The following is a 25,747-nucleotide window of genomic DNA, read 5'->3' as shown; positions in this document are numbered from 1 at the left end:
GACTTCTCCTTGCGGGTATGACTGGCGAGGGGGTTCGGCGGGTCAGTGGTGGACGGCGGCCCGCTGCTCGGTGGGTGCACCGGACGCCACCACGGCACTGGGGGTGGTGCTCTCGCGGCGCTCCAGAGCGGCCGAGAGGAAGGCGAGGACCAGAGCGGCCGCGGCGAGGACGGCGCCGACCCAGTTGGGGGCGGTGTAGTCGAGACCGGCCGCGATGACGAGGCCGCCGAGCCAGGCGGCGAGGGCGTTGCCGAGGTTGAACGCGCCGATGTTCACCGCGGAGGCCAGGGTGGGAGCGCCGTGCGCCTGGTCGAGGACGCGCTTCTGCAGCGGCGGGACGGTGGCGAAACCCAGGGCACCGATCAGCGCGATGGTCACGGCCGACAGGATCTTGTCGTGTGCCGTCACCGTGAAGAGCGCGAGCACGACGGCCAGGGCACCCAGGGAGACGTACAGCATGGGCATCAGGGCGCGGTCGGCGAACCTGCCGCCGACGAAGTTGCCGCCGACCATGCCGAGGCCGAAGAGGACCAGCAGCCAAGTGACGGAGCCGTCGGCGAAGCCGGCGACGTGGGTCATCATCGGCGCGATGTAGGTGATGGCCGCGAAGACTCCACCGAAGCCGAGGACGGTCATCGCCATGGCGAGCAGGACCTGGACGTTCTTGAAGGCAGCCAGCTCGTGGCGCAGATGCACGCCCTCGGGCTTGGGCATCTCCGGGACGAGCTTGGCGATGCCGGCCAGACCGACGACGCCCAGCACGGCCACGATGGCGAAGGTGACCCGCCAGCCGACGGACTGCCCGACGAGCGTGCCCAGTGGGACGCCCACGACATTGGCGACGGTCAGACCCGTGAACATCATCGCGATGGCTCCGGCCTTCTTGTCAGGGGCGACCAGCTCGGCCGCGACAACCGAGCCGATACCGAAGAAGGCACCGTGGGCGAGGGAGGCGACCACACGGCCGACGAGCATCAGCCCGAAGACGGGAGCGATGGCGGAGAGCACGTTGCCGACGATGAACAGGCCCATCAACACCATCAGCATCCGCTTGCGGGAGACCTTCGTGCCGAGCACGGTCATCAGCGGGGCGCCGAACATCACACCGAGCGCATAGCCGGTCACGAGGAAGCCGGCGGTCGGGATGGAGACCCCGAAGTCGGCCGCGACCTCGGGCAGCAAGCCCATGATCACGAATTCGGTCGTGCCGATTCCGAAGGCCCCGATCGCGAGGGCCAGAAGCGCGAGAGGCATGGGGGGTACACCTTCCCATAGATTGCAGGAGCGCTTAACGTGCGTCCACAATAGTTGCAGACGCTGGCTATATGCAACCGCGGGCTATTGCGGCCCTGCTCTATCCTTGATTCCAGCCGCTCCGGAACGGAGGACCCCAATGACAGCGACGGACCCCGCACTCACCGCCCTCGCGCAGGGCTGGTGCGCCCTCTCCCTGCTGCACGGGAGGATCGAGACGCACATCGAGCGCGCCCTGCAGGCCCAGCACGGCCTCAGCGTGCGCGAGTACTCCCTGCTCGACGTGCTCAGCCGACAGCACGACGGCGACGGCGGGCACCTGCAGATGAAGCAGGTCGCGGACGCGGTCGTCCTCAGCCAGAGCGCCACCACGCGCCTGGTCACCCGGCTCGAGGACCGCGGTCTGCTGGAGCGCTACCTGTGCCCCACCGACCGCCGGGGCATCTACACCAACGTCACCGAAGCGGGCCTGAAGCTGCTGGAGGAGGCGCGGCCGACCAACGACGCGGCCCTGCGTGAGGCGCTCGACGAGGCCGCCAAGAACCCCGAACTTGCCCCGCTGGTCCGGGTTGTGGAGTCGGTGAAGGTGCCCGCATAGGGTGCAGCCATGGGAGATCTTGAGATACGAGCCGCGGTCGCCGACGACATCCCCGCAATCGTCGGCATGCTCGCGGACGACCCACTGGGCGCCCAGCGCGAGTCACCGGACGACCTGGCCCCGTACCTCGCGGCGCTGGAGCGGCTCAGCGCGGACCCGAACCAGCATCTGATGGTCGCTGTTCGCGAGGGCCGCGTGGTCGGCACGCTCCAGCTCACGATCATTCCCGGGCTGTCCCGGCGCGGCGCCACCAGGTCGATCATCGAAGGTGTACGGATTCATGCCGATGAGCGCGGCAGCGGGCTGGGCACCCAGCTCATTCAGTGGGCTATCGATGAATCCCGGAACCAGAACTGCCAGTTGGTACAACTGACCTCCGACTCCTCACGTACGGACGCCCACCGCTTCTACGAGCGGCTCGGATTCACGGCGTCCCACGTGGGCTTCAAGCTCGCGCTCTAACGAACGAGGGCTGTGTTTCACGTGAAACGCAGCCCTCCTCATGTCGCGGGACGGTGACGCTACCTGATCCCCCGCCACCCCTCCGGGTCCACTCCGCCCGGCACTTCCGCGTTCTCGTCGTACGGCTGACGCGTGAACACGAACGAACCGAGGTCCAGATGACTCACGGACCCGTCCGGACGGCGCACGGCACGCAGAAGTTCTCCGGCGTAGTAGCCCTCCAGGCCCGTCCAGGTGCCGTCACCATTGGCCCGGAAGCGCGAACGGCGGCCGTTGCCGGACAGTGGCTCCAGCGACACACCTCCGTCGCCGGTCAGCCGCAGGGCAAACGCGTAAGTCCCCCAGTACCACTGCCCCGCCAACTCCAGGACGGAAGCGTCGACGTCCGTCAGCGGGCGCCATGGTTCGGGAATCCGCGGTTCTGCCTCGGCCACGATACGCACGAGGTCCGCACCCACGGCGGCCAACAGCGGACCGGAGGTGCAGTTGGCCAGCGCCACCGCCGCGACGTCGTCCGCCACGCTGATGGTGAGGTTCGCCAGGAAGCCCGGCAGCGACCCGGAGTGGCCGATGAGCTGACGCCCGTCACGGTGCTGGATCTGGAGCCCGAGCCCGTAGGTGACCCCATCCGCGACATCAGCGGCCTCTGCCGGCGCGGCGGGCATCCGCATCTCCCTTACAGTCTCCGCGTTCAGCACCCGATCGTCGCCCTGCGCCAGGAAGACCGCGAATCTGGCCAAGTCTCCCGTAGTGGACCAGAGTTGACCGGCCGGGGCCATCCGACCGAGATCCTCTGCAGGCTCCGGCAGCAGCACATCGGCCCAGGGATGCACCGCCCAGCCGCCCGCGTGCGGGGCCGACGGCTGTGCGCTCGTTCGGTTGAGGCCCAGGGGTTCGAGCACTTCGCGCCGGAGTACCTCCTCCCAGGAAGCCCCGCGCAGCTGCTCAACCAGGGCACCCAACAGCGTGTAGCCGGGGTTCGAGTAGTGGAACCGGCGCCCGATCGGATGCAGGAAAGGATCATCGCCGAGCACATCGGCCAGCTCCGGACGCAGCGACCCCGGGCTGCGCTCCCACCACGGGGCGGGTGATTCGGCGGCCAGACCACTGGTGTGCGCCAGCAGTTCGGCGATGGTGGCCTCGCCCGCACCGGTGCCGGGCACATGCTTCTCCAGCCGGTCGCCGAGATCGAGCAGGCCCTCGTCGCGCAGACGCAGCACGAGCACCGCGGTGAACGTCTTGGTGATCGAGCCGATCCGATACTGCACGTTCTCGTCCGGCGCGTGTCCGTCCACCGACGTCCGCGCACCGTGCCACACGGTCCGCCCGTCTCGCACGACCGCTGCGACCAACGACGGAGAACGCCCTTCGGACTGGGCCACGGCGATGCGGTGCAGCAGCGCCCGGCGTGTGCCCGGGAGCAGCTCTTCCTGAATTGTCGTCATGCCCACAGTCCATCCGGCCGGACGGCGCACGTCGAGCGCATTTCCGTCAGGCCGTCCGTGCCGCCGCGGCGGCCATGTGGGATCTCGCGGCTCGTGGCATATCCCGACGCCGTGACCTGGGGTTTCCAGTTGTCTCACGGCTTTGCCGGGGTGTTTCATCTCACCGTCGTGTCATTTCCTCAGCCGGGATCTTCTGGGCGGCTGAGGCGACGCGTTTCCCGAATCGGGTCAGTTTCATGGCCGTGCCGCGTTCGGCTCGTTCGAAGAGGGGCTGTCCGAGGTCCGCTTCGAGGCGGTTGATCTGGATCGCCAGGGTCGACTGGTGGATGCCGAGGTCTCGGGCTGCTTCGGTGAGGGTGGGTGTCCTCTCGCATCCGACCTGGCGCAGAGCGTCGCCGCTGGGCTGCGGTGCGCCAGATTCAGTGAGACACAGACCGCCGGGTCCGTCTCATCGAACTTGTCGCAATCTGTCGAACCGGCCGGACGGCTCACCCGTCCCGAGCGCCTGATCCGGCGATCTGCGCCACAGCGCCCTGACCGGTCGGGGCGGTTCTTCGTCTTGGCCCATGGGGACAGAACGAGGACACGTTCGCGGCCCCTCAGTCGAGACAGAACTCGTTGCCCTCGATGTCCTGCATCACGATGCACGACTCGTAGACGCCATCGGCACGCAGTAGTCGCACGCGTACCGCGCCGAGCGCGACCAGTCGTGCGCACTCGGCCTCGAGTGTGGCGAGGCGCTCTTCACCCACGAGCCCGGTGCCGACCCGCACGTCAAGATGCAGCCGATTCTTGACGACCTTGCCTTCGGGAACGCGCTGGAAGAACAGTCGCGGGCCCGCACCTGAGGGATCAATGCAGGCGAACGCTGAACCCTGACGCTCAGGCGGCAGAGAGCGATCGAAATCGTCCCAACTGGCAAACCCCTCCGGCGGCGGTACGACATACCCCAACACCTCGCACCAGAAACGAGCGACGCGCTCCGGTTCTGCGCAGTCGAAGGTGACTTGGAACTGCTTGATCGACGCCATCGGTCCACCATAGTGACGCGTGCTGTTCAGCGAGACCCTGGGGTGTCATCGCCGCGCGGGTCGAGGCCTCGCGTGACATGAGTAGCGCCAACGGACCAGACCGCCTGAGACGACGAGCGAATCGGGCCAGATCACCTGAGACAGGCGCTAATTAACACGAGAAGGGATATCAAGGGGCAAGATTCTCACCTCCATGTCCTATTGGACACGCGGTGGACATCCCCGGTGAGAAAAGGACACGGGATCTGAGACCTACAGGCCACCGGATCAGGTCTGCGCCATGTCCACGAACCTCGAGTAGTGGCCCTGGAACGCGACCGTGATCGTCGCGGTCGGACCGTTTCGGTGCTTGGCCACGATCAGGTCGGCCTCGCCGGCGCGCGGCGACTCCTTCTCGTAGGCGTCCTCGCGGTGCAGCAGGATGACCATGTCGGCGTCCTGCTCGATGGAGCCGGACTCACGCAGGTCCGAGACCATCGGCTTCTTGTCGGTGCGCTGCTCGGGGCCACGGTTCAGCTGGGAGAGCGCGATGACGGGAATCTCCAGCTCCTTGGCCAGGAGCTTGAGGTTTCGGGACATGTCCGACACCTCCTGCTGACGGCTTTCGGCGCGCTTGGAACCACCGGACTGCATCAGCTGGAGGTAGTCGATGACGACCAGCCTGAGGTCGTTGCGCTGCTTGAGGCGACGGCACTTGGCACGGATCTCCATCATCGACAGGTTCGGGGAGTCGTCGATGTAGAGGGGGGCCGCGGAGACATCCGGCATCCGGCGGGCCAGACGCGTCCAGTCCTCGTCGGTCATCGTGCCGGATCGCATGTGGTGCAGCGCGACGCGGGCTTCGGCGGACAGCAGGCGCATCGCAATCTCGTTGCGTCCCATCTCGAGAGAGAAGATGACGCTGGGCAGGTTGTGCTTGATCGATGCGGCCCGCGCGAAGTCCAGCGCAAGCGTCGACTTGCCCATCGCGGGACGCGCGGCGATGACGATCATCTGGCCCGGGTGCAGGCCGTTGGTGAGCGAGTCGAAGTCGGTGAACCCCGTGGGCACCCCGGTCATCTCGCCGGTGCGTGAGCCGATCGCCTCGATCTCGTCGAGCGCACCCTCCATGATGTCGCCGAGCGGCAGATAGTCCTCGCTCGTGCGCTGCTCCGTGACCGCGTAGATCTCGGCCTGAGCACGGTTGACGATCTCATCGACGTCGTCGTCGGCCGCATATCCCATCTGAGTGATGCGGGTGCCGGCCTCGACGAGACGGCGCAGCACGGCACGCTCGTGGACGATCTCCGCGTAGTACTCGGCGTTCGCGGCCGTCGGCACCGTCTGCACGAGGCTGTGCAGATACGATGCGCCGCCGACCTTGTTGATCTCGCCGCGCTTGGTGAGCTCCGCAGCGATCGTGATCGGGTCGGCCGGCTCGCCCTTCGCATAGATGTCGAGGATCGCCTGGTAGATCGTCTCGTGGGCGGGCTTGTAGAAGTCATGGCCCTTGAGGATCTCGACGACGTCGGCGATGGCGTCCTTGGACAGAAGCATGCCGCCCAGGACGGACTGTTCGGCGTTGAGGTCCTGCGGCGGGACCCTTTCGAAGGACGAACCTCCGCCGTCCCACGCCCCGTTGTCCCGGCCCCGCTCATGCTGCTCATCGCGCCCGGGGCCACCGTCGCCGCGGCGGCGGGAGGGCAGACGATCACTGGGACCGCTGTCGGCCCACGGGTCGTCCAAGGGCTCGGAAATGCTCACCGAGCCACCTCCTCCCGTCCGCCGAGCGGACCTCGCCATGCCCTCTTTCTACGGCATGGCACTGACAAATGAGAGGCCCAACTCCGGTTCTGCCCGTGTCTGTTTTGTGCCGATTTTCCAGCCGGCGGACGGAGTGAGCGCCGGACCACGTTAGGCCCCCGGACACCGGCAGCCAATCTGGTTATCCACAGGCCATGTGGACGACGGCCCCGATGCTGTGGAGAACTCCCCGAAACCTGTGCACGATGCGGTGGACAGCCCTGTGAACAAGCTCCCAGTCGACGCCAAGGACCTACTTTGACCTGCACCTTTCCCATCCACCGGCTGTGCAGAAGAAAAACTTTCCCAGTCGGCCCAAGATCGCTTCGAACTGTGTACGACAGCGCACACCGCGAGACGGAAAGTAAGGGGCTCTATTGCTTTGCATCTCTTACCTGTGGACGATTAGATTGGTGCTCATGACACAGGCTCCCGCGCCCCCCAAGGCCGTCCGACGTCGGCACGATCGAGAGATCATCTCGCTGGCCGTCCCCGCCTTCGGCGCACTGGTCGCCGAGCCCCTCTTCGTACTCGCCGACAGCGCTATCGTCGGCCACCTCGGTACGGCGCAGCTCGCCGGACTCGGCGTCGCCTCCGCCCTTCTCACCACCGCGGTCAGCATCTTCGTCTTCCTCGCATACGCCACTACGGCGGCCGTGGCCCGGCGTGTGGGTGCAGGCGAACTCCCTGCAGCCATCCGCCAGGGCATGGACGGCATCTGGCTGGCATTGCTGCTCGGCGCCGGTGTCATCGCCATCGTCCTGCCCGTGGCCCCGTTCCTCGTGGAACTTTTCGGCGCCTCCGACACGGCGGCCCCGTACGCGACCACCTATCTGCGGATCTCGGCCCTCGGCATACCCGCGATGCTTGTCGTACTCGCCGCGACCGGTGTCCTGCGTGGCCTGCAGGACACCAGGACACCGCTCTATGTCGCCGTCGCGGGCTTCGTCGCCAACGCCGTTCTCAACGTGGGCCTCGTCTACGGCGCCGACCTTGGCATCGCGGGCTCCGCCTGGGGCACCGTGATCGCTCAGTGGGGCATGGCCGCTGTCTATCTCGTGGTTGTCGTCCGCGGGGCCCGAAGGCACGGCGCCTCGCTGCGTCCCGACGCCGCCGGGATCAAGGCCTCCGCACAGGCCGGCGTACCGCTGCTGGTCCGCACTCTCTCACTGCGGGCGATCCTGATGATCGCCACGGCCGTCGCGGCTCGCCTCGGTGACGCCGATATCGCTGCGCACCAGATCATCCTGTCCCTGTGGAGCCTGCTTGCCTTCGCGCTCGATGCCATCGCGATCGCCGGACAAGCCATCATCGGACGCTATCTCGGTGCCAATGATGCCCAGGGAGCCCGCGACGTCTGCCGCCGCATGGTGCAGTGGGGCATCGTGGCCGGCCTCGCACTCGGCGTCCTGGTCGTGGTGAGCCGCCCGGCCTTCCTCCCCCTGTTCACGAGCGACTCCGCCGTGAAGGACGCCGCACTCCCCGCCCTGCTGGTGGTGGCGCTCTCCCAGCCGCTCTGCGGCGTGGTTTTCGTCTTGGACGGCGTCCTCATGGGCGCTGGCGACGGGCCTTACCTCGCCTGGGCAATGCTCCTCACCCTGGCCGCCTTCACGCCCGTGGCGCTCATCGTCCCCACCCTCGGCGGCGGGCTCACCGCGCTCTGGATCGCCATGACGCTGATGATGACGATTCGGATGCTCACGCTGTGGATCCGCACCCGCTCGGGACGCTGGCTCGTCACGGGCGCCACGCGCTGAGCGAGTCGCGAGGAGACGCGCCCGTTCTGCTCGGTTTCACGTGAAACACAGCAGCGTTTGACGGTGTTTCACGTGAAACACGCCGCCATGCCCCCGGACACACCAGTGGGGCCGCACCCCAGAGGATGCGGCCCCACTGACTGCTTCAGCGAGCGCAGCGCTTACGCAGCGATGACCTCGACGTTGACCTTGGCGGCCACCTCGGGGTGCAGGCGCACGGACGTCTCGTGGGCGCCCAGCGTCTTGATCGGAGAGCCGAGCTCGATACGACGCTTGTCGACCTCGGGGCCGCCGGCAGCCTTGATCGCCGAGGCGATGTCGGCCGGGGTGACGGAACCGAAGAGACGGCCGGCCTCGCCGGAGCGGACGGCCAGACGGACCTTCACACCCTCGAGCTGGGCCTTGACCTGGTTGGCCTGCTCAATGGTCTGGATCTCGTGGATCTTGCGAGCACGACGGATCTGCTCGACGTCCTTCTCGCCACCCTTGGTCCAGCGGATAGCGAACTTCCGCGGGATGAGGTAGTTGCGAGCGTAACCGTCCTTGACGTCAACGACGTCGCCCGCGGCGCCGAGGCCGGAGACCTCGTGGGTGAGGATGATCTTCATGTGTTGGTCACCCTTCCCTTAGCGCGCAGTGGAGGTGTAGGGCAGCAGCGCCATCTCACGGCTGTTCTTGACGGCCGTGGCGACATCACGCTGGTGCTGCGTGCAGTTGCCGGTCACGCGGCGGGCACGGATCTTGCCGCGGTCGGAAATGAACTTCCGCAGCATGTTCGTGTCCTTGTAGTCCACGTACGTGACCTTGTCCTTGCAGAAAGCGCAGACCTTCTTCTTCGGCTTGCGCACAGGCGGCTTCGCCATGGTGTTTCTCCTGTGTGATCAAGAAGTTTGGGTACGACCCGCCCTTGAAGCCGTACGGCTCAGAAGGGGGGCTCGTCCGAGTAGCCGCCGCCGCTGCCGCCGCTGCCGCCGCTGCCGCCGGAGCCACCGCCCCAGCCGCCGCCCTGCTGGCCACCGGCGGGAGCGCCGGTCGCCCACGGGTCTTCGGCAGGAGCGCCGCCGCCCTGCTGGCCGCCGCCGGGGCCACCGCCCCAGCCGCCGCCTTGCTGGCCGCCACCGCCGCCGTAACCGCCCTGGCCACCGCGACCGGTGGTCTTGGTGACCTTGGCCGTGGCGTTGCGCAGGCTGGGGCCGACTTCCTCGACGTCCAGCTCGAAGACCGTGCGCTTGACACCCTCACGGTCCTCGTAGGACCGCTGCTTCAGCCGGCCCTGCACCACAACGCGCATGCCTCGCTGGAGCGACTCGGCGACGTTCTCCGCCGCCTGACGCCAGACCGAGCAGGTCAGGAAGAGGCTTTCGCCGTCCTTCCACTCATTCGTCTGGCGGTCGAAGGTGCGGGGGGTGGACGCGACACGGAACTTCGCGACCGCCGCACCGGACGGGGTGAAGCGCAGCTCGGGGTCATCGACAAGATTGCCGACGACCGTGATGACGGTCTCGCCTGCCATGGGGGAACCTCTCGGCGGGTGTGCTGCTGGCTGCTTGTGCTGCTACTCGAATCCCGAGATCAGCTGAGCGGAAGAGCTCAGTGGGTCTCGGGACGGAGGACCTTGGTCCGGAGGACCGACTCGTTCAGGTTCATCTGGCGGTCGAGCTCCTTGACGACCGCAGGGTCGGCCTGCAGGTCGATGACCGAGTAGATACCCTCGGGCTTCTTCTTGATCTCGTACGCGAGACGACGACGGCCCCAGGTGTCGACCTTCTCGACCTTTCCGCCACCGTCACGGACGACAGAAAGGAAGTTCTCGATCAGCGGGGAGACAGAGCGCTCCTCGAGATCGGGGTCGAGGATGACCATCACCTCGTAGTGACGCATGTGGAACCCACCTCCTTTGGACTCAGCGGCCACGGTCGTTCCGTGGCAGGAGGGTTGTGATGCGTACGCAACGGTATCGGCCGCCACTGACAATCGGGGGCCCTATCGGGCTTCCCGGCCGCGGCCTGGGCAGACACCGGTGCAGAGGGTACAGAGTACCCGCACACCGGCTTCCGGTTGAAATCCGGCCGTGAGGACCGTCAATCTGTACACATCGGGTGTGTATGGCGCTACGATGCGCCGCCTTCCGCAGGAGGTGCCCCATGGCACAGGCATTGCGACCCAACACCGCCGGATCCCTTTTCGCCACGGACGACAGGCCCCACCCCGTCCAGGACGCCCTGCTCGCGGTGACCCTGGTACTCGGAGCGGTCTCCTTCATCACGGCGATGTTCCACAGCCTGCATCTGCTGAGCTCGTGGACCGGTCTGGTGGGGATCATCACCGGCGCGTACGGCCAGTGGATCTCGGAAACGACCCGCGAACGCTTCGGACTGCTCCTGGGCCTCGGCGCCTCGGCCATCGGCTTCTTCCTGGGCATGGCCCATGGTGGCCTCTTCGGCGGCCTCTTCTGACCGGCCGACACCGCACAGAGCCCCTCGGGGCACGCTGATCACCGCCCCGGCCGCAACAGGCCGGGGCGAAGTCCCGTGTGCCCAGTCGGGGCGCTCGCAGGGCGCAGTAGGCTTCGGCGCGAGAGCCGGAGCCCCTGTACCCATGGGGACACACCAGCCCGAGGAGCGCCCCGAATGAGCCTGACCCTGAGGACCATCAGTCGCGAGCAGCATCTGGCCTATATCCAGAGCCTGCCGTCGGCGAGTCACATGCAGGTCCCGGCCTGGGCGGACGTCAAAGCGGAATGGCGCTCGGAGAACCTCGGCTGGTTCGACGAGCGGACCGGCGAGCTGGTCGGTGCGGGCCTGGTTCTCTATCGCCAGCTTCCCAAGATCAAGCGCTACCTCGCCTATCTCCCCGAGGGTCCGGTCATCAACTGGTTCGCGCCGAATCTCGACGACTGGATTCAGCCGATGCTGGCACACCTCAAGCAGCAGGGCGCCTTTTCCGTGAAGATGGGCCCGCCGGTGATCATCCGGCGCTGGGAGGCCTCGTCCATCAAGCAGGGCATCCAGAACCCCGACGTCAAGCGCCTGCGTGACATCGAGGCCGACTTCATCGAGCCACGCGCCTTCGAGGTCGCCGACAAGTTGCGCCGCATGGGCTGGCAGCAGGGTGAGGACGGGGGCGCCGGCTTCGGCGACGTACAGCCTCGTTATGTCTTCCAGGTGCCGCTGGCGAACCGCTCCCTGGAAGAGGTGCACAAGAACTTCAACCAGCTGTGGCGCCGCAACATCAAGAAGGCCGAGAAGGCGGGTGTCGAGGTCGTCCAGGGCGGTTACCACGACCTCGAGGAGTGGCAGCGGCTGTACGAGATCACGGCCGTGCGCGACCACTTCCGGCCGCGCCCGCTGTCGTACTTCCAGCGCATGTGGACGGCCCTCAACACCGAGGACCCCAACCGCATGCGGCTGTACTTCGCCCGTCACAACGGCGTGAACCTGTCGGCAGCGACGATGCTGATCGTCGGCGGGCACGTCTGGTACTCCTACGGTGCCTCCGACAACATCGGCCGTGAGGTCCGGCCCTCGAACGCGATGCAGTGGCGGATGCTGCGCGACGCCTACGCGCTCGGTGCCACCGTCTACGACCTGCGCGGCATCTCCGACTCGCTGGACGAGACCGACCACCTCTTCGGCCTGATCCAGTTCAAGGTCGGCACGGGCGGGCAGGCCGCCGAATACCTCGGCGAGTGGGACTTCCCGCTGAACAAGCTGCTCCACAAGGCGCTCGACATCTACATGTCGCGCCGCTGAGCCCCGGACGTTTGCTTCGATAGCTTCCACACCTCTGATACACCGCAGCCACGAGAAAGGTTCCAGGTCCGGCCATGGCGCTCACGCTCTACGTCGACACCGCGCGCTGGCGGGCGCACCACAAGCACGTGCAGGAGCAGTTCCCGGGGCTCGTCCCGGTCTGCAAGGGCAACGGCTACGGGTTCGGGCACGAGCGGCTGGCAGAGGAGGCCACGCGGCTGGGCGCGGACATCCTCGCCGTCGGCACGACGTACGAAGCCGCGCGCATCAAGGACTGGTTCGGCGGTGATCTGCTGGTGCTGACGCCGTACCGGCGCGGCGAGGAGCCGGTGCCGCTGCCCGACCGGGTCATCCGCTCGGTGTCGTCGGTGGACGGCGTGTACGGCCTCGTGGGCGCCCGCGTGGTCATCGAGGTGATGTCCTCGATGAAGCGGCACGGCATCAGCGAGCGGGATCTGCCGCAGCTGCACGCCGCCATCGAGAACGTCCGTCTCGAGGGCTTCGCGATCCACCTGCCGCTGGACCGCACCGACGGCTCGGACGCCGTCGAGGAGGTCATCGGCTGGATGGACCGCCTGCGTGCGGCCCGGTTGCCGCTGCACACGATGTTCGTCAGCCACCTCAAGGCGGACGAACTCGCGCGGCTGCAGCAGCAGTTCCCGCAGACCCGCTTCCGCGCCCGTATCGGCACGCGACTGTGGCTGGGGGACCACGAGGCCACCGAGTACCGCGGCGCGGTCCTGGACGTCACCCGCGTCACCAAGGGCGACCGCTTCGGCTACCGGCAGCAGAAGGCGGCCTCCGACGGCTTTCTGGTGGTCGTGGCGGGCGGTACGTCGCACGGGGTGGGCCTGGAGGCCCCGAAGGCGCTGCACGGCGTCATGCCGCGCGCCAAGGGCGTCGCCCGGGCCGGCCTCGCCACGGTCAACCGGAATCTTTCGCCCTTTGTATGGGGCGGTAAGCAGCGCTGGTTCGCGGAGCCGCCGCACATGCAGGTGTCCATCCTGTTCGTGCCGTCTGACGCCCCCGAACCGAAGGTCGGCGACGAGCTGGTGGCCCATCTGCGGCACACCACCACGCAGTTCGACCGGCTCATGGACCGCTGACGGCGGCCGACCCGCCCACGACAGCCAGAAGGCCGTACACGGAATCTCCGTGTACGGCCTTTCACATGGCCGGTCACGCGGCCTACGACACCTCGGGGAGGCCGTTCGCTCAGAGCGAACCGCCGGTCGCCTTCCCGCTGCCCCACTCCACCTGCGGCCCCTCGAAGTGGGCCGCGTGCTGCGGCGGATGGGCCGCCGGGCCGAGCACGAAGACGTCCGCCGCACGGTCGAGCACACCGCCCGAGGGGTCGTCGTCGCCGGCCCGGCGCACCACGTCCCGGTCCGGCATGAGGATGTCGCGCACCACGATGACGCACAGGTACAGCGTCCCCAGCAGGTGCACTCCGATCGCCCAGTGGTAGCCGTCGGTCGGCAGCCCCTTGTGGGCGTCACCGCTGGTCGTGTACGCGAGGTACAGCCAGATCCCCAGGAAGTACGCGACTTCGCACGCCTGCCAGATCAGGAAGTCCCGCCACTTGGGCCGGGCCAGCGCGGCCAGGGGGACCAGCCACAGGACGTACTGCGGCGAGTAGACCTTGTTGGTGAGGATGAACGCCGCGACGATCAGGAAGGCGAGCTGGGCGAACCGGGGGCGGCGCGGCGCGGTGAACGTGAGCACGGCGATGCCGACGCAGCACAGCAGCATCAGGAGCGTGGCGAGGGTGTTGACGGTCTCGGTGCTGAGCGGGTCGCTGGAGTTCTGGGCCATGATCAGCCAGAAGGACCCGAAGTCGACGCCCCGTTCCTGGCTGAACGTGTAGAACTTCGACCAACCCTCGAAGGCGAAGAGCATCACCGGCCCGTTGACCACCAGCCAGGCGACGGCAGCGCCTCCCAGTGCCTTGCCGAAGTCCCTCCATTTGCCGGCGCGCCAGCACAGCACGAACAGAGGTCCCAGCAGGAAGACGGGATAGAGCTTGGCGGCCGTGGCGAGCCCCAGGAGGACGCCGAAGGCGAGGGAGCGGCCCCTGGACCACATCAGCATCGCCGCGGCCGTCAGGGCGACCGCCAGCAGGTCCCAGTTGATGGTGGCGGTCAGCGCGAAGGCGGGCGCCAGGGCGACCAGCAGGCCGTCCCAGGGGCGCCGGGCGTGCGTCCGGGTCACGCACACGGCGATGACGGCCGCACAGGCCATCAGCATCCCGGCGTTGGCCATCCAGTACCACTGCTCCTGGTCCTGGATGCTGCCGCTGCCGGGCGTGAGCCAGGCGGCCACCTCCATGAACACACCGGTCAGCACCGGGTACTCGAGGTACTCCATGTCGCCGGGGAGCTTGTCGAAGTACGGCACGAGCCCATCGGCGAAACCGCGCCCGTTGTAGAGGTGCGGAATGTCCGAGTAGCAGGCGTGCGTGTACTGCGAACTGGCGCCGAAGAACCAGCCGCCGTTGTAGCAGGGCGCCTTCTGGACCAGTCCGAGGACGAACATCCCGATCGCCACGAGAGCGATCACCCGTACGGGCGTCCACCAGGACGTCCCGAGCAGGGCGCGCCGCCCGATGGGGCCGCCGATCAGCTCACTGCCGCTCGCGGCGACCTCGTCGGCCGTGGTGGGCCGCACCTGGTCCGGCTCATGCGCGCTCGCTTGCGTCGTTTCTGCACTGGGCATGGGGCACATCCTGCCGTACGCGCCCAGGAGTACGCCGAGGGCCGCCGCACCTGGGGGTGCGGCGGCCCTTGTTTCACGTGAAACACCCTTGTCGGCCGATACGGCTGCTAACCGGTCCCGCCGAAGAGGCTGCCACCGTTGTTGTTGCCGTTGTTGCCGTTCTCCCCGCTCGTATCCGTGGGCGATGGTGAGACGGTCACACCGCCATCCGTGCCTCCGGTGTCGGTACCGCCGTTGTCGGTGCCCCCATTGGGGTCCTCGCAGCCGAAGAAGCCGCAGGTCTCCGTCACCGAGGGTGTGGGAGTGATCAGCGACTCGCTGGGCGTCGGGGTCGGCGTCGGGCTCTCCTCCTCCTCCTTGGTCTCGGTGACCGTGGGAGTGGGGGTCGGGGACGGAACGTCGTTGACCACCTTGCCGATGGGCTCGGGGGTCGGGAACTTCTCGGCCTTCTCGCCCTTCAGCGCCTGCTCCATGTAGTCGTGCCAGATCTCCGCCGGGAACGAGGCACCGTGAATCGACTCCTGGTCACCCGTTCCGTACATCTCCAGGAACGTGCGGTTCTTGATGGTCTCGTCGTCGGGATACCGGAACATGTTGATCGCGGTCGACAGCTGCGGGGTGTAGCCGACGAACCAGGCCGACTTGTTGCCGTCGGTGGTACCGGTCTTACCGGCCACCTCACGACCCGTCAGCTGGGCGTTGGTACCCGTACCGTCCTCGACCACGGTCTTCAGGACGTCAGTGACGTTGTCGGCCACCTGCGAGCTGAAGGCCCGCTCGGTCTTGGCTTCGTGCTCGAAGACCGGGCCGTCCTTGCTCGTGACCTCCGTGACAGAGAACGGATCACGCTGCTTGCCGCTCGACGCGAAGGTGGCGTAGGAGCTCGCCATGCGGATCGCACTGGGCTTGGAGATGCCGAGGGAGAACGACGGGTAGTCGGTGCCGGCCAGACTGCTCTCCAGCACGCCCGCGTCGACAGCGGCCTCCTTCACCTTGTCCAGACCGACGTCCATGCCGAGCTGTACGAAGGCGGAGTTCACCGAGAACTGCATCGCCTCACGGAGGTCGATCTGGTAGTTCGGCGGGCTGCCCTCCGACTTGTCACCGTCGTTGACCTGCAGCCACTCCTCACCCTTCTCGTTCTGCCAGACCGACCCGTCGTAGTCCTTGATCTTGAGCTTGTTCTTGCCGCTGTACAGGCTCTTCGGGGAGACGACGGTGCGCTCGTCCTGAGCCTGCGTCGGACCCAGATCCGGATCGCGCACGCCCCACTTCATCGCCGCCGCGAGCACGAACGGCTTGAACGTCGAACCGACCTGGGCGCCGGTTTCGTCGGCGTTGTTGGTGAAGTGCTTGGTCGCGTCCTCACCGCCGTAGATAGCCTCGATGGCTCCGGTGTCTGGATTCACCGAGGCCCCGCCGAACTGGACGTGGGTGTCCGTGTCGGGACGCTCCTTGGGCTTGATGTTGGCCTTCTGGACCTTCTTGACTGCCTTCTCGAGCTCATCGACCTTGTTCTTGTCGAAGGTCGTTTTGATCGAGAGGCCGCCCTCCCGCAGCTTCCGCTCGGTGACGCCGGTCGTGTCGCTGTTGTTGATGAGGTAGGCGTTGGCCAGGTCGACGAGGTAGCCGATCTGGCCGCTCAGCGCGGTGTTGAAGCGTGGGTTCTGGACCTTGGGAAGCTTCGTGTACTTGGCGCGCTCCGCGGCGTCCAGGTGGCCGTACTCGACCATCTTGTCCAGGGTGTCCTGCATCTGGCGCAGGGCCCGCTTCTTGTTGGCCTCGGGGGTGGCACCGACCGGGTCGATGGACTTCGCGCCCGCCGGATCGTAGTACGTGGCGCCCTTGAGTGTGGCCGCCAGGAACGCGCACTCGCCGGCGTTCAGCTTGATGGCGTCCTTGTTGAAGTACGCGCGCGCGGCGGCCTGGATCCCGTAGGCGTTGCGGCCGTAGTAGGCAGAGTTCAGGTAGCCCGCCATGATGTCGTCCTTGTCCATCGAGGCGCCCACCTTGATGGAGACGAACAGCTCCTTGAACTTACGCGTGATCGTCTGCGACTGGTCGTCCAGCATCGCGTTCTTCACGTACTGCTGGGTGATGGTCGAGCCACCCTGCGTATCGCCGCCCCGGGCCATGTTGAACACGGCTCGGGCGATGCCCTTCGGGTCGATACCGCTGTCGGTCGGGAAGGTCTTGTTCTCCTGGGAGATGACGGCGTTCTGCATCTCCTTCGGGATCTGCGACAGGTTGATGATCTGCCGGTTCGTCTCGCCGCCCGTCGCCACCATCTCGGTGCCGTCCGCCCAGTAGTAGACGTTGTTCTGCGCCTTCGCGGTGTCCGCGACGTTCGGCACGCCCACCATGGCGTATCCGATGCCAGCCACGGCCACCAGGCTGCCGAAGAAGGCAAGGCACAGTCCGGAGACGAGCTTCCAGGACGGCACCCAGCGGCGCCAGCCGTACCGTCCCGCCCGCGGATAGTCGACGAGCCGTTTTCTGCCGGAGGCCGCCGCGCGCCCACGCCCCGGCCCGTTCGGGCCGCCGGGGACGGCCCGCCGGCCACTCCGGCCGGGGTCCGCCGCTCTGCGGCGGCCACCAACACTTCTCTGTGCCGCACGCCGGGCCTCGGCGCGGCCGCCGAACGGCCGCTCCTCGCCTCCCGGCCCGGGGGAACCCGACCCGTAAGAGTCGGATGGGGACCCGGTGGCGCCTCGCGGTGCCGCACGGCGGCCGGAGGACGCACCGGACTGGCCGCGTCGGGCCGCGGCACGTCCGCCTCCCTGCGGCTGCGGCGGTTTGCGACGGTGCTCGCTCATCGAACGACTACTCCTAGGGCAGGCGCACCCTGGCGCGCCTGGAAACGGCGGCTGGTTTCCGGTCCCCCCGAAGTACGGATGCGGTCGGTTTCGCATTCACCCGTACTCCACCGAGGACGAGGACGCCCCCAGACGCAACTCGGTTCCCGGTGGTGTGCATGCCGCACAGACTACGCAGCACCAAAACCCACCTAGCCAGAAGTTCACCCCAAAACAGACAACTTGCTTCCTACGAATCAGTGATGTGACGCCGTTCACGATTCCCCCTCTTGTCGCATCAGGAGGGGCGCTCTATCGTTCTGATGTATCGAGTCGATACATCAGCACGGCATAAAGACCGTGCCGGTCCGACCGCAGCAGAGAGGGGGCGACGATGAGCCGGCGTTCCGGGATCCTCGAGTTCGCCGTACTCGGCCTGCTCCGCGAATCACCGATGCACGGCTACGAGCTGCGCAAACGACTCAATACGTCACTGGGCGTGTTCCGTGCGTTCAGCTACGGAACGCTCTATCCCTGCCTCAAGACGCTGGTCGCCAACGGCTGGTTGATCGAGGAACCGGGGAACACATCCGAGGACGCCCTCGCCGCCCCACTGACCGGACGCCGCGCCAAGATCGTCTATCGGCTGACGGCGGAAGGTAAGGAGCACTTCGAGCAGCTGCTCGCGCAGACGGGCCCCGACGCGTACGAGGACGAGCACTTCGCCGCCCGGTTCGCCTTCTTCGGCCAGACCTCCCGTGACGTACGCATGCGCGTACTGGAGGGCCGCCGCAGCCGGCTGGAGGAGCGGCTGGAGAAGATGCGGACCTCCCTGGCCCGCACCCGGGAGCGCCTCGACGACTACACCCTTGAGCTCCAGCGCCACGGAATGGAGTCCGTGGAGCGCGAAGTGCGCTGGCTGAACGAGCTCATCGAGAGCGAGCGGGCCGGGCGGGACCTTCGTGGTTCCGCCACCGGGGGGCCCGCTCAGCAGGACACCACATCTGGAGCGTCGGGCGACCTGCCCCGGCCCGGGGACACCTCCCGGCCGGATTCGCCCGACGACACCGCCATGTGAGGTTCCCGTCAGGGCCTCACCGAGTACACACAGGGAGCAACCGGAATGGGTTCGGTTCGCGTAGCCATCGTCGGCGTCGGCAACTGCGCCGCGTCGCTGGTGCAGGGAGTCGAGTACTACAAGGACGCCGACCCGGCGTCCAAGGTCCCCGGCCTGATGCATGTCCAGTTCGGTGACTACCACGTTCGTGACGTGGAGTTCGTCGCCGCGTTCGATGTCGACGCGAAGAAGGTCGGCCTCGACCTCGCGGACGCCATCGGCGCCTCCGAGAACAACACCATCAAGATCTGCGACGTGCCGAACACCGGTGTGACCGTCCAGCGCGGCCACACCCTCGACGGTCTCGGCAAGTACTACCGCGAGACCATCGAGGAGTCCTCCGAGGCCCCGGTCGACATCGTCCAGGTCCTCAAGGACAAGCAGGTCGACGTCCTCGTCTGCTACCTGCCCGTCGGCTCCGAGGACGCGGCGAAGTACTACGCCCAGTGCGCCATCGACGCCAAGGTCGCCTTCGTCAACGCCCTCCCGGTCTTCATCGCCGGCACCAAGGAGTGGGCGGACAAGTTCACCGAGGCCGGCGTGCCGATCGTCGGCGACGACATCAAGTCGCAGGTGGGCGCCACGATCACGCACCGCGTCATGGCGAAGCTGTTCGAGGACCGGGGCGTCATCCTGGACCGCACGATGCAGCTGAACGTCGGCGGCAACATGGACTTCAAGAACATGCTCGAGCGCGAGCGCCTGGAGTCCAAGAAGATCTCCAAGACGCAGGCCGTCACCTCGCAGATCCCCGACCGGGACCTCGGCGAGAAGAACGTCCACATCGGCCCGTCCGACTACGTCGCCTGGCTCGACGACCGCAAGTGGGCGTACGTCCGCCTCGAGGGCCGCGCCTTCGGTGACGTTCCGCTGAACCTGGAGTACAAGCTGGAGGTCTGGGACTCCCCGAACTCCGCCGGTGTCATCATCGACGCCCTGCGCGCCGCGAAGATCGCCAAGGACCGCGGCATCGGCGGCCCGATCCTCTCCGCGTCGAGCTACTTCATGAAGTCCCCGCCGGTCCAGTACTTCGACGACGAGGCCCGCGAGAACGTCGAGAAGTTCATCAAGGGCGAAGTCGAGCGCTAAGTCGACTCCTTTCACGGTGGATTGAGGGTCCCCGGGGCACTGCCCTGGGGACCCTCCCCGTATGTGAGGCTGTGCCCATGGCCGTCGTGCGCGATCTGCGCGTCCTGCTCCGATTCCGGGACTTCCGGCGCCTGCTCGCCGTACGGCTTCTCTCCCAGGGCGCCGACGGCGTCTACCAGGTCGGGCTTGCGACCTACGTCGTCTTCTCCCCGGAGGAGCAGACCTCGGCCGCCGCGATCGCCTCGGCCATGGCGGTGCTGCTCCTCCCGTACTCCCTGGTGGGCCCCTTCGCCGGCGTTCTGCTGGACCGCTGGCGTCGTCGGCAGGTCTTTCTGTACGGCAACCTGCTGCGCGCCCTGCTGGCGTCGGCGACGGCGGTGCTGATGCTCAGCCACGTCCCGGACTGGCTCTTCTACGTCTCCGCCCTGTGCGTCACCGCCGTCAACCGCTTCGTCCTCGCGGGCCTGTCCGCCGCGCTGCCCCGCGTGGTCGACGAGGACCGCCTGGTCATGGCCAACTCCCTGTCCCCGACGGCCGGTACCCTCGCCGCGACCGCGGGCGGCGGCCTCGCCTTCGTCGTACGGCTGCTGATCGCGGACTCGGACACCGTGGTGGTGCTGCTGGGCGCCGTGCTGTATCTGTGCTCGGCATTGGCCTCCCTGCGTATCGCCCGGGATCTGCTGGGTCCGGACCGTGATCTGGTGCAGCCACGTCTGGCGGCGGCGCTCTCCGGAACCGCCCGTGACCTCGTGGCCGGAGTACGTCATCTCGCCGCGCCGATACGCCGGGACGCCGCCTGGGCGCTTGCGTCGATGACGCTGATGCGGTTCTGCTACGGCGCCCTGACGGTCATGCTGCTGATGCTCTGCCGGTACGCCCTGACCACGAACACGGACGACGGACTCGCCCTGCTGGGGCTGGCGGTGGGAATCTCCGGCGCCGGCTTCTTCGCGGCGGCCGTGCTGACCCCCTGGGCCGCGGGACGGCTCGGCCCTGGACGCTGGATCGTGGTCTGCGCGGCATCCGCCGCCGTCCTGGAGCCCGCCCTCGGCCTCCCGTTCGCCACCGCGCCCGTCCTGGTCGCGGCCTTCGTCCTGGGCCTCACCACGCAGGGCGCGAAGATCTCCACGGACACGATCGTGCAGTCGTCGGTCGACGACGGCTTCCGCGGCCGGATCTTCTCCCTCTACGACGTCCTGTTCAACATCGCCTTCGTCGGCGCCGCCGGTGTTGCCGCGCTGATGCTGCCGCCGGACGGGCGCTCGGTGCACCTGGTACTCACGGTGGCTGCGCTCTACGGGGCGGTTGCAGTGGCTATGGCCCGCTTTGAACGCCGGTAAGTGTCACACCAGTGCCACAGAGTCACTCCCGACTGCGGAGTTGTCAGTGGGGCCCGATAACTTACGTGGGTCTTATGCGCGCGCCTGCTGCGCGCCGCACACCTACGTTCTAGGGGGACCCCCAAGTGACAACTCCGCCGCCCCAGGGCAACCCGTTCGCGCAGGGCCAGCCGCAAGGCCAGAACCCCTACGCGCAGGGCCAGCCCCAGGCCCCGTACCCGCCGCAGGGCGGCTACCCCCAGCAGCCCGGCCAGCCCGGCTTCCCCCAGCAGGGGGCACCGTATGCCCCGGTCCCGCCGGAGCAGCCCCGACGCCGGTTCAGCTTCAAGACGATCAAGAACGTCGTCATCGTCATCGCCGTCCTGACCGCAGTCATCGGCGGTTGGATCGCTAGCCGGGATGACGCCGATCAGGCCGCGGTGGGCGACTGCCTCAAGTCCGCATCGTCGTCCTCGGACCGCATGGAGGTCGTGGACTGCACCTCCTCGGAGGCCGAGGTCAAGGTCCTCAAGAAGGTCCCCGGCCACTACACGGAGCTCACCGCCGAGACCGAGTGCCGTAAGGTCGACGAAGCCACTGGTTTCTACGCCGAGACGGGCGACGGGGAAGAATTCCTCCTGTGCCTCACTGAGGTCTGATCTGAAGCAGCCGGTTCCACGGAACCATGTTTCACGTGAAACATGGTCGGGACTGCCGCACGGCGCCGCATCAACACCACGATGCGGCGCCGTTTCCCGTAGGGCTTCTCCACAAGGCTGCGGGGTCATGTTTCACGTGAAACAAGACCCCGTTTCACAGCCTCAGCCCTGCGCGGCCCACCACTCCTTGAGCGCCGCAACAGCCGCATCGTGCTCCATGGGCCCGTTCTCCAGGCGCAGTTCCAGCATGTGCTTGTAGGCGCGACCCACCGCAGGACCAGGCTTGATGCCCAGGATCTCCATGATCTGGTTGCCGTCGAGGTCGGGCCGGATGGCGTCCAGTTCCTCCTGCTCCTGCAACTGGGCGATCCGCTCCTCCAGGCCGTCGTACGCCCGCGACAGCGCCGCCGCCTTGCGCTTGTTCCGCGTCGTGCAGTCCGAGCGGGTCAGCTTGTGGAGACGGTCGAGGAGGTGCCCCGCGTCCCTTACGTAACGTCGGACCGCGGAGTCGGTCCACTCCCCGGTCCCGTAGCCGTGGAAGCGGAGGTGGAGCTCGACCAGACGCGAGACATCCTTCACCAGTTCGTTGGAGTACTTCAGGGCCGTCATGCGCTTCTTGGTCATCTTCGCCCCGACCACCTCGTGGTGGTGGAACGAGACCCGGCCGTCCTTCTCGAAACGGCGCGTCCGCGGCTTGCCGATGTCGTGCAGCAGCGCGGCCAGGCGGAGGGTCAGGTCCGGGCCGTTCTCCTCCAGCGCGATCGCCTGCTCCAGGACGATCAGGGTGTGGTCGTAGACGTCCTTGTGGCGGTGGTGCTCGTCACGCTCCAGCCGCAGCGCCGGCAGCTCGGGCAGCACATGATCGGCGAGCCCGGTGTCGACCAGCAGAGCCAGACCCTTGCGCGGGTGGGCGGAGAGGATCAGCTTGTTCAGCTCGTCCCGCACCCGCTCGGCCGAGACGATCTCGATGCGCCCGGCCATCTCCTTCATCGCCGCGACGACCTCGGGGGCCACCTCGAAATCGAGCTGGGCCGCGAAACGGGCCGCCCGCATCATCCGAAGCGGGTCGTCCGAGAAGGACTCCTCGGGCGTGCCCGGAGTGCGCAGGACCCGCGCCGCCAGATCGTCCCGCCCGCCGTACGGATCGATGAACTTGTTCTCCGGGAGCGCGACGGCCATCGCGTTCACGGTGAAGTCACGCCGGACGAGGTCCTCCTCGATGGAGTCGCCGTACGACACCTCGGGCTTGCGCGACGTCCGGTCGTACGCCTCAGACCGGTAGGTGGTCACCTCGATCTGGAAGCCGTCCTTCTGGGCACCGACCGTGCCGAAGGCGATGCCCACGTCCCACACGGAGTCCGCCCATGGCCGCACGATCTTCAGAACGTCCTCGGGGCGGGCGTCGGTCGTGAAGTCCAGGTCGTTGCCGAGTCGGCCCAGCAGCGCATCCCGGACCGAGCCGCCGACCAGGGCAAGTGAGAATCCCGCGTCCTGGAAGCGGCGGGCGAGGTCGTCGGCGACCGGGGCGACCCGCAGCGGCTCACTCACCGCGCGGTGCCGCACCTGGCTCAGGGCACTGGTGTCATCGTTGGCGTTCGGCACAACAGAAGAGGGTACGTGGCCCGGACGACCGCGAGCGCCTCGATTGATCGCACGCGAACACCACCGTCGATACGGGCACAAGGTCAGCCCTCACGACGTACGCAGGCGTTCCTCTTGATACGCGCATTTATACGCGCACATACGGGACGCGGCCCCGCCTTCCCCGATCCTGTGGAGCAGTCCGCGGCACTTCCCCTCAGCGCGCATCGTTACCATGCGTGGACGCACATTCCGACGACCACTGACGACGACGAGGGACGGGCTAGCGCGTGGCCGAGGCGGCAGACTTCCAGGGGACGAGTCCCTCACCTGCCCGCCGGTGGATGAGGCGCACCGCGGCGCTGCTGGCCAGTGCGCCCCTGCTGGCAGGCCTGCTCCAGCTCCCCGCCGCCCCTGCCGCGGACGCCGCCGGACAGACCTCCGCGCGGGCTGCCTCCGGCTCCCGCACAGTGACCGTCGCCCTCGATTCGCTCAGCCCCAGCGCACCCACCGAGGGCGACACGCTGACCGTCTCCGGCACAGTGACCAACAACGGCAAGCAGGCGGTCACCGACGCACATGTGGACCTGCGTGTGGGCCCCGAGCTGACCACCCGCTCCGCGATCGACACCGCTGCCAAGCGCACCGGGTACGTACCGGGCGCCGACGGCACAGCGATCGGCGGCTCGTTCACGCAGGAGTTCGCCAAGCTGACTCCGGGCGTCGGCGAGCGCTTCAGTATCTCCGTACCGGTCGACGACATGGACCTGGGCGGTAGCGGTGTCTACCAGCTCGGCGTCTCGCTGTCCGGCGAGACGGCCGCGCAGCCCTGGGAGCAGGTGCTGGGCATCGAGCGGACGTTCCTGCCGTGGCAGCCCGACGAAGCGGACCCGAGGACGAAGACCACGGTCCTGTGGCCGCTGGTGTCCACCGCCCACATGACGGCCGAGACGGGCTCGAACGAGCAGCAGACGCCGGTCTTCCTCAACGACGACCTCGCCAAGGAGATCGCCCCGGGCGGCCGTCTGGAGCAGCTGGTGTCGCTGGGCAAGGACCTCGACGTCACCTGGGTGATCGACCCGGACCTCCTGGCCTCCGTCGACGCGATGACGCGCGGCTACCGGGTTCAGGGCGAGGGCGAGGCCACCACGGCGGGCACCCACCAGGCGGTCGCGAAGCAGTGGCTGGCCGACCTGCAGAAGGCGGTGGCGGACAAGGAGGTCGTCGCCCTGCCCTTCGCCGACCCGGACCTCGCCTCCCTTGCCCACAACGGCACGGACGTCACCAGCTCATTGAGCCAGTTCAAGGCGGCCACCGACGTCGCCGCCATCACGGTGAAGACCGTGCTCCACGTGACACCGAGCACCGACTTCGCCTGGCCCGTGGACGGCGCCGTGGACCCGTCGATCGCCAAGGTCGCCACCTCCGCCGGCGCCGACAAGGTGATCGCCCGCAGCGACAGCCTGGAGGAGACCGGCGGCCTGCCGTACACGCCCTCCGCGGCCCGCCCCATCGGCGGCGGCACCACGGCGGTGGTCGCGGACGCGCGGCTGTCGACGGCTTTCCAGGGCGACCTGACCAAGGCGTCCGCCAACACACTGGCCGTACAGAAGTTCCTCGCCCAGAGCCTCGCCCTCAACCTCCAGACGAATCAGCAGCGCAGCATCGTCATCGCCCCGCAGCGCATGCCGACCGCCAGCCAGGCCCGGGCCATGGCCGAAGCGGTCACGGCCCTGCAGGCCGGCACCTGGACGGAGGCCCAGGAGCTCACCGCGGCCGCCATGGCCAAGCCGGACCCCGGCGCCACCACGAACGTGCCGTCGACCTCCGATTACCCGTCCTCGCTGCGCAAGCAGGAACTGCCCCGCTCGGCCTTCGAACAGATCGCGCAGACGCAGGACAAGCTCGACAGCTTCAAGGTGATCCTCACCCAGCAGTCCCGGGTGGTGACCCCCTTCGGGCGGGCCATAAACCGCGAGATGTCCACGTCGTGGCGCGGCCTGGCCACCGAGGCGCAGGGTTACCGCGACGGCGTGGAGTCGTATCTCGACGACCTGTCCGAAGGGGTCACGCTGATCGACAAGTCGGAGACCAAACTCTCCGGCCGCAGCGCCACGATCCCGGTGACCGTGCAGAACAACCTGGTCCAGGGCGTCGACAACCTGGTCCTGCGGCTGACCTCGACCAGTCCGACCCGCCTCGAGATCGGCGGCAAGGCCTATGCCGAGCAGTCCGTCGCCGTCTCCGGCGGCCACAGCCAGTCCGTGAAGTTCCCCACGTCCGCCAACGCCAACGGCCGGGTGACCGTGTACGCCCAGCTGTTCACGGAGGACGGCCGTGCGTACGGCGCACCCGTCCGCTTAGAAGTGACGGTCACCGAGATCGCGGCCA

General features: G+C 67.7%; 23 protein-coding genes. 11 read left to right on the top strand and 12 right to left on the bottom strand.

From position 1 onward, the window contains the following. Positions 1-42: 42 nt before the first annotated feature. Entirely contained in the window at positions 43-1,254 is a 1,212-nt protein-coding gene (locus ACTWQJ_RS00115; protein ID WP_443304537.1) for an MFS transporter, read from the bottom strand. 139 nt (positions 1,255-1,393) lie between these two features. On the opposite strand from ACTWQJ_RS00115, the gene ACTWQJ_RS00110 reads away from it, so the two are divergent. Both ACTWQJ_RS00110 and ACTWQJ_RS00105 read left to right on the top strand, forming a co-directional pair. Continuing rightward, on the top strand, positions 1,394-1,852 hold the full coding sequence (locus ACTWQJ_RS00110) for a MarR family winged helix-turn-helix transcriptional regulator (protein WP_443304535.1): 459 nt from the start codon (positions 1,394-1,396) through the stop codon (positions 1,850-1,852). 9 nt (positions 1,853-1,861) lie between these two features. Continuing rightward, entirely contained in the window at positions 1,862-2,314 is a 453-nt protein-coding gene (locus ACTWQJ_RS00105) for a GNAT family N-acetyltransferase (RefSeq protein WP_443304534.1), read from the top strand. A 59-nt stretch (positions 2,315-2,373) separates the two neighbouring features. Here ACTWQJ_RS00105 and ACTWQJ_RS00100 read toward each other — a convergent pair whose 3' ends face one another. From ACTWQJ_RS00100 to dnaB, 4 genes are all read right to left on the bottom strand, one after another. Further along, positions 2,374-3,759: a serine hydrolase domain-containing protein gene (locus ACTWQJ_RS00100; RefSeq protein WP_443304533.1), complete on the bottom strand. Its 1,386-nt coding sequence runs from the start codon at positions 3,757-3,759 to the stop codon at positions 2,374-2,376. Between the two features lie 160 nt (positions 3,760-3,919). Beyond that, positions 3,920-4,147 (bottom strand): LysR family transcriptional regulator, encoded by a 228-nt coding sequence (locus tag ACTWQJ_RS00095; protein ID WP_443304577.1) that lies wholly within the window; start codon positions 4,145-4,147, stop codon positions 3,920-3,922. A gap of 211 nt (positions 4,148-4,358) precedes the next feature. Next, positions 4,359-4,790: a VOC family protein gene (locus ACTWQJ_RS00090; RefSeq protein ID WP_443304532.1), complete on the bottom strand. Its 432-nt coding sequence runs from the start codon at positions 4,788-4,790 to the stop codon at positions 4,359-4,361. A 267-nt stretch (positions 4,791-5,057) separates the two neighbouring features. Then, positions 5,058-6,533 (bottom strand): replicative DNA helicase, encoded by a 1,476-nt coding sequence (dnaB, locus tag ACTWQJ_RS00085; RefSeq protein ID WP_224739712.1) that lies wholly within the window; start codon positions 6,531-6,533, stop codon positions 5,058-5,060. A 458-nt stretch (positions 6,534-6,991) separates the two neighbouring features. Between dnaB and ACTWQJ_RS00080 the strand changes: the two genes are divergently transcribed. Then, on the top strand, positions 6,992-8,329 hold the full coding sequence (locus ACTWQJ_RS00080) for an MATE family efflux transporter (RefSeq protein WP_443304531.1): 1,338 nt from the start codon (positions 6,992-6,994) through the stop codon (positions 8,327-8,329). Positions 8,330-8,490: 161 nt separating this feature from the next. Here ACTWQJ_RS00080 and rplI read toward each other — a convergent pair whose 3' ends face one another. The 4 genes from rplI to rpsF all read right to left on the bottom strand — a co-directional run bounded on the left by rplI (position 8,491) and on the right by rpsF (position 10,210). Continuing rightward, a complete protein-coding gene (rplI, locus tag ACTWQJ_RS00075) occupies positions 8,491-8,937 on the bottom strand; it encodes a 50S ribosomal protein L9 (RefSeq protein ID WP_443304530.1) in 447 nt (148 codons plus the stop codon). Between the two features lie 18 nt (positions 8,938-8,955). After that, positions 8,956-9,192, bottom strand: coding sequence for a 30S ribosomal protein S18 (rpsR, locus tag ACTWQJ_RS00070; protein WP_003949403.1), 237 nt, complete (start codon positions 9,190-9,192; stop codon positions 8,956-8,958). Positions 9,193-9,251: 59 nt separating this feature from the next. Continuing rightward, complete coding sequence (locus ACTWQJ_RS00065; RefSeq protein WP_443304529.1) at positions 9,252-9,842, bottom strand: single-stranded DNA-binding protein; 591 nt, start codon at positions 9,840-9,842, stop codon at positions 9,252-9,254. Positions 9,843-9,919: 77 nt separating this feature from the next. Next, complete coding sequence (gene rpsF, locus ACTWQJ_RS00060; RefSeq protein WP_224737695.1) at positions 9,920-10,210, bottom strand: 30S ribosomal protein S6; 291 nt, start codon at positions 10,208-10,210, stop codon at positions 9,920-9,922. A gap of 263 nt (positions 10,211-10,473) precedes the next feature. On the opposite strand from rpsF, the gene ACTWQJ_RS00055 reads away from it, so the two are divergent. The 3 genes from ACTWQJ_RS00055 (at position 10,474) to ACTWQJ_RS00045 (ending at position 13,187) form a co-directional block, all read left to right on the top strand. Further along, the gene (locus ACTWQJ_RS00055) at positions 10,474-10,785 is read left to right on the top strand and encodes a hypothetical protein (protein WP_443304528.1); all 312 of its coding nucleotides are present in this window, start codon (positions 10,474-10,476) and stop codon (positions 10,783-10,785) included. A gap of 174 nt (positions 10,786-10,959) precedes the next feature. After that, positions 10,960-12,081, top strand: coding sequence for a peptidoglycan bridge formation glycyltransferase FemX (femX, locus tag ACTWQJ_RS00050; RefSeq protein WP_129798822.1), 1,122 nt, complete (start codon positions 10,960-10,962; stop codon positions 12,079-12,081). A 74-nt stretch (positions 12,082-12,155) separates the two neighbouring features. After that, positions 12,156-13,187, top strand: coding sequence for an alanine racemase (locus tag ACTWQJ_RS00045; protein ID WP_443304527.1), 1,032 nt, complete (start codon positions 12,156-12,158; stop codon positions 13,185-13,187). 109 nt (positions 13,188-13,296) lie between these two features. Here ACTWQJ_RS00045 and ACTWQJ_RS00040 read toward each other — a convergent pair whose 3' ends face one another. Then, positions 13,297-14,805 carry a glycosyltransferase family 87 protein gene (locus ACTWQJ_RS00040; protein WP_443304526.1) on the bottom strand — a complete coding sequence of 503 codons (1,509 nt, stop codon included), beginning with the start codon at positions 14,803-14,805 and terminating at the stop codon, positions 13,297-13,299. A 98-nt stretch (positions 14,806-14,903) separates the two neighbouring features. After that, positions 14,904-17,180, bottom strand: coding sequence for a transglycosylase domain-containing protein (locus tag ACTWQJ_RS00035; RefSeq protein WP_443304576.1), 2,277 nt, complete (start codon positions 17,178-17,180; stop codon positions 14,904-14,906). 805 nt (positions 17,181-17,985) lie between these two features. Between ACTWQJ_RS00035 and ACTWQJ_RS00030 the strand changes: the two genes are divergently transcribed. The 4 genes from ACTWQJ_RS00030 to ACTWQJ_RS00015 all read left to right on the top strand — a co-directional run bounded on the left by ACTWQJ_RS00030 (position 17,986) and on the right by ACTWQJ_RS00015 (position 21,775). Next, positions 17,986-18,669: a PadR family transcriptional regulator gene (locus ACTWQJ_RS00030; RefSeq protein ID WP_443304524.1), complete on the top strand. Its 684-nt coding sequence runs from the start codon at positions 17,986-17,988 to the stop codon at positions 18,667-18,669. A 45-nt stretch (positions 18,670-18,714) separates the two neighbouring features. After that, on the top strand, positions 18,715-19,797 hold the full coding sequence (locus ACTWQJ_RS00025) for an inositol-3-phosphate synthase (protein WP_385510473.1): 1,083 nt from the start codon (positions 18,715-18,717) through the stop codon (positions 19,795-19,797). A gap of 77 nt (positions 19,798-19,874) precedes the next feature. Continuing rightward, entirely contained in the window at positions 19,875-21,137 is a 1,263-nt protein-coding gene (locus ACTWQJ_RS00020) for an MFS transporter (protein WP_443304522.1), read from the top strand. Between the two features lie 125 nt (positions 21,138-21,262). Next, the gene (locus ACTWQJ_RS00015; protein WP_443304520.1) at positions 21,263-21,775 is read left to right on the top strand and encodes an LppU/SCO3897 family protein; all 513 of its coding nucleotides are present in this window, start codon (positions 21,263-21,265) and stop codon (positions 21,773-21,775) included. Between the two features lie 162 nt (positions 21,776-21,937). On the opposite strand, the gene ACTWQJ_RS00010 is transcribed toward ACTWQJ_RS00015, so the two are convergent. Next, positions 21,938-23,377, bottom strand: coding sequence for a CCA tRNA nucleotidyltransferase (locus tag ACTWQJ_RS00010; RefSeq protein WP_443304519.1), 1,440 nt, complete (start codon positions 23,375-23,377; stop codon positions 21,938-21,940). 269 nt (positions 23,378-23,646) lie between these two features. Here ACTWQJ_RS00010 and ACTWQJ_RS00005 point away from each other — a divergent pair. Beyond that, positions 23,647-25,747 (top strand): DUF6049 family protein (locus ACTWQJ_RS00005; protein WP_443304518.1); only part of this gene is annotated, 2,101 nt, incomplete at its 3' end.

The sequence above is a fragment of the Streptomyces sp. KR55 genome, from assembly GCF_052245645.1.
GTDB lineage: Bacteria > Actinomycetota > Actinomycetes > Streptomycetales > Streptomycetaceae > Streptomyces > Streptomyces flavusporus.
Note: the sequence above shows the minus strand (reverse complement) of the source record. Positions and strands in the feature narration are given on the sequence as shown.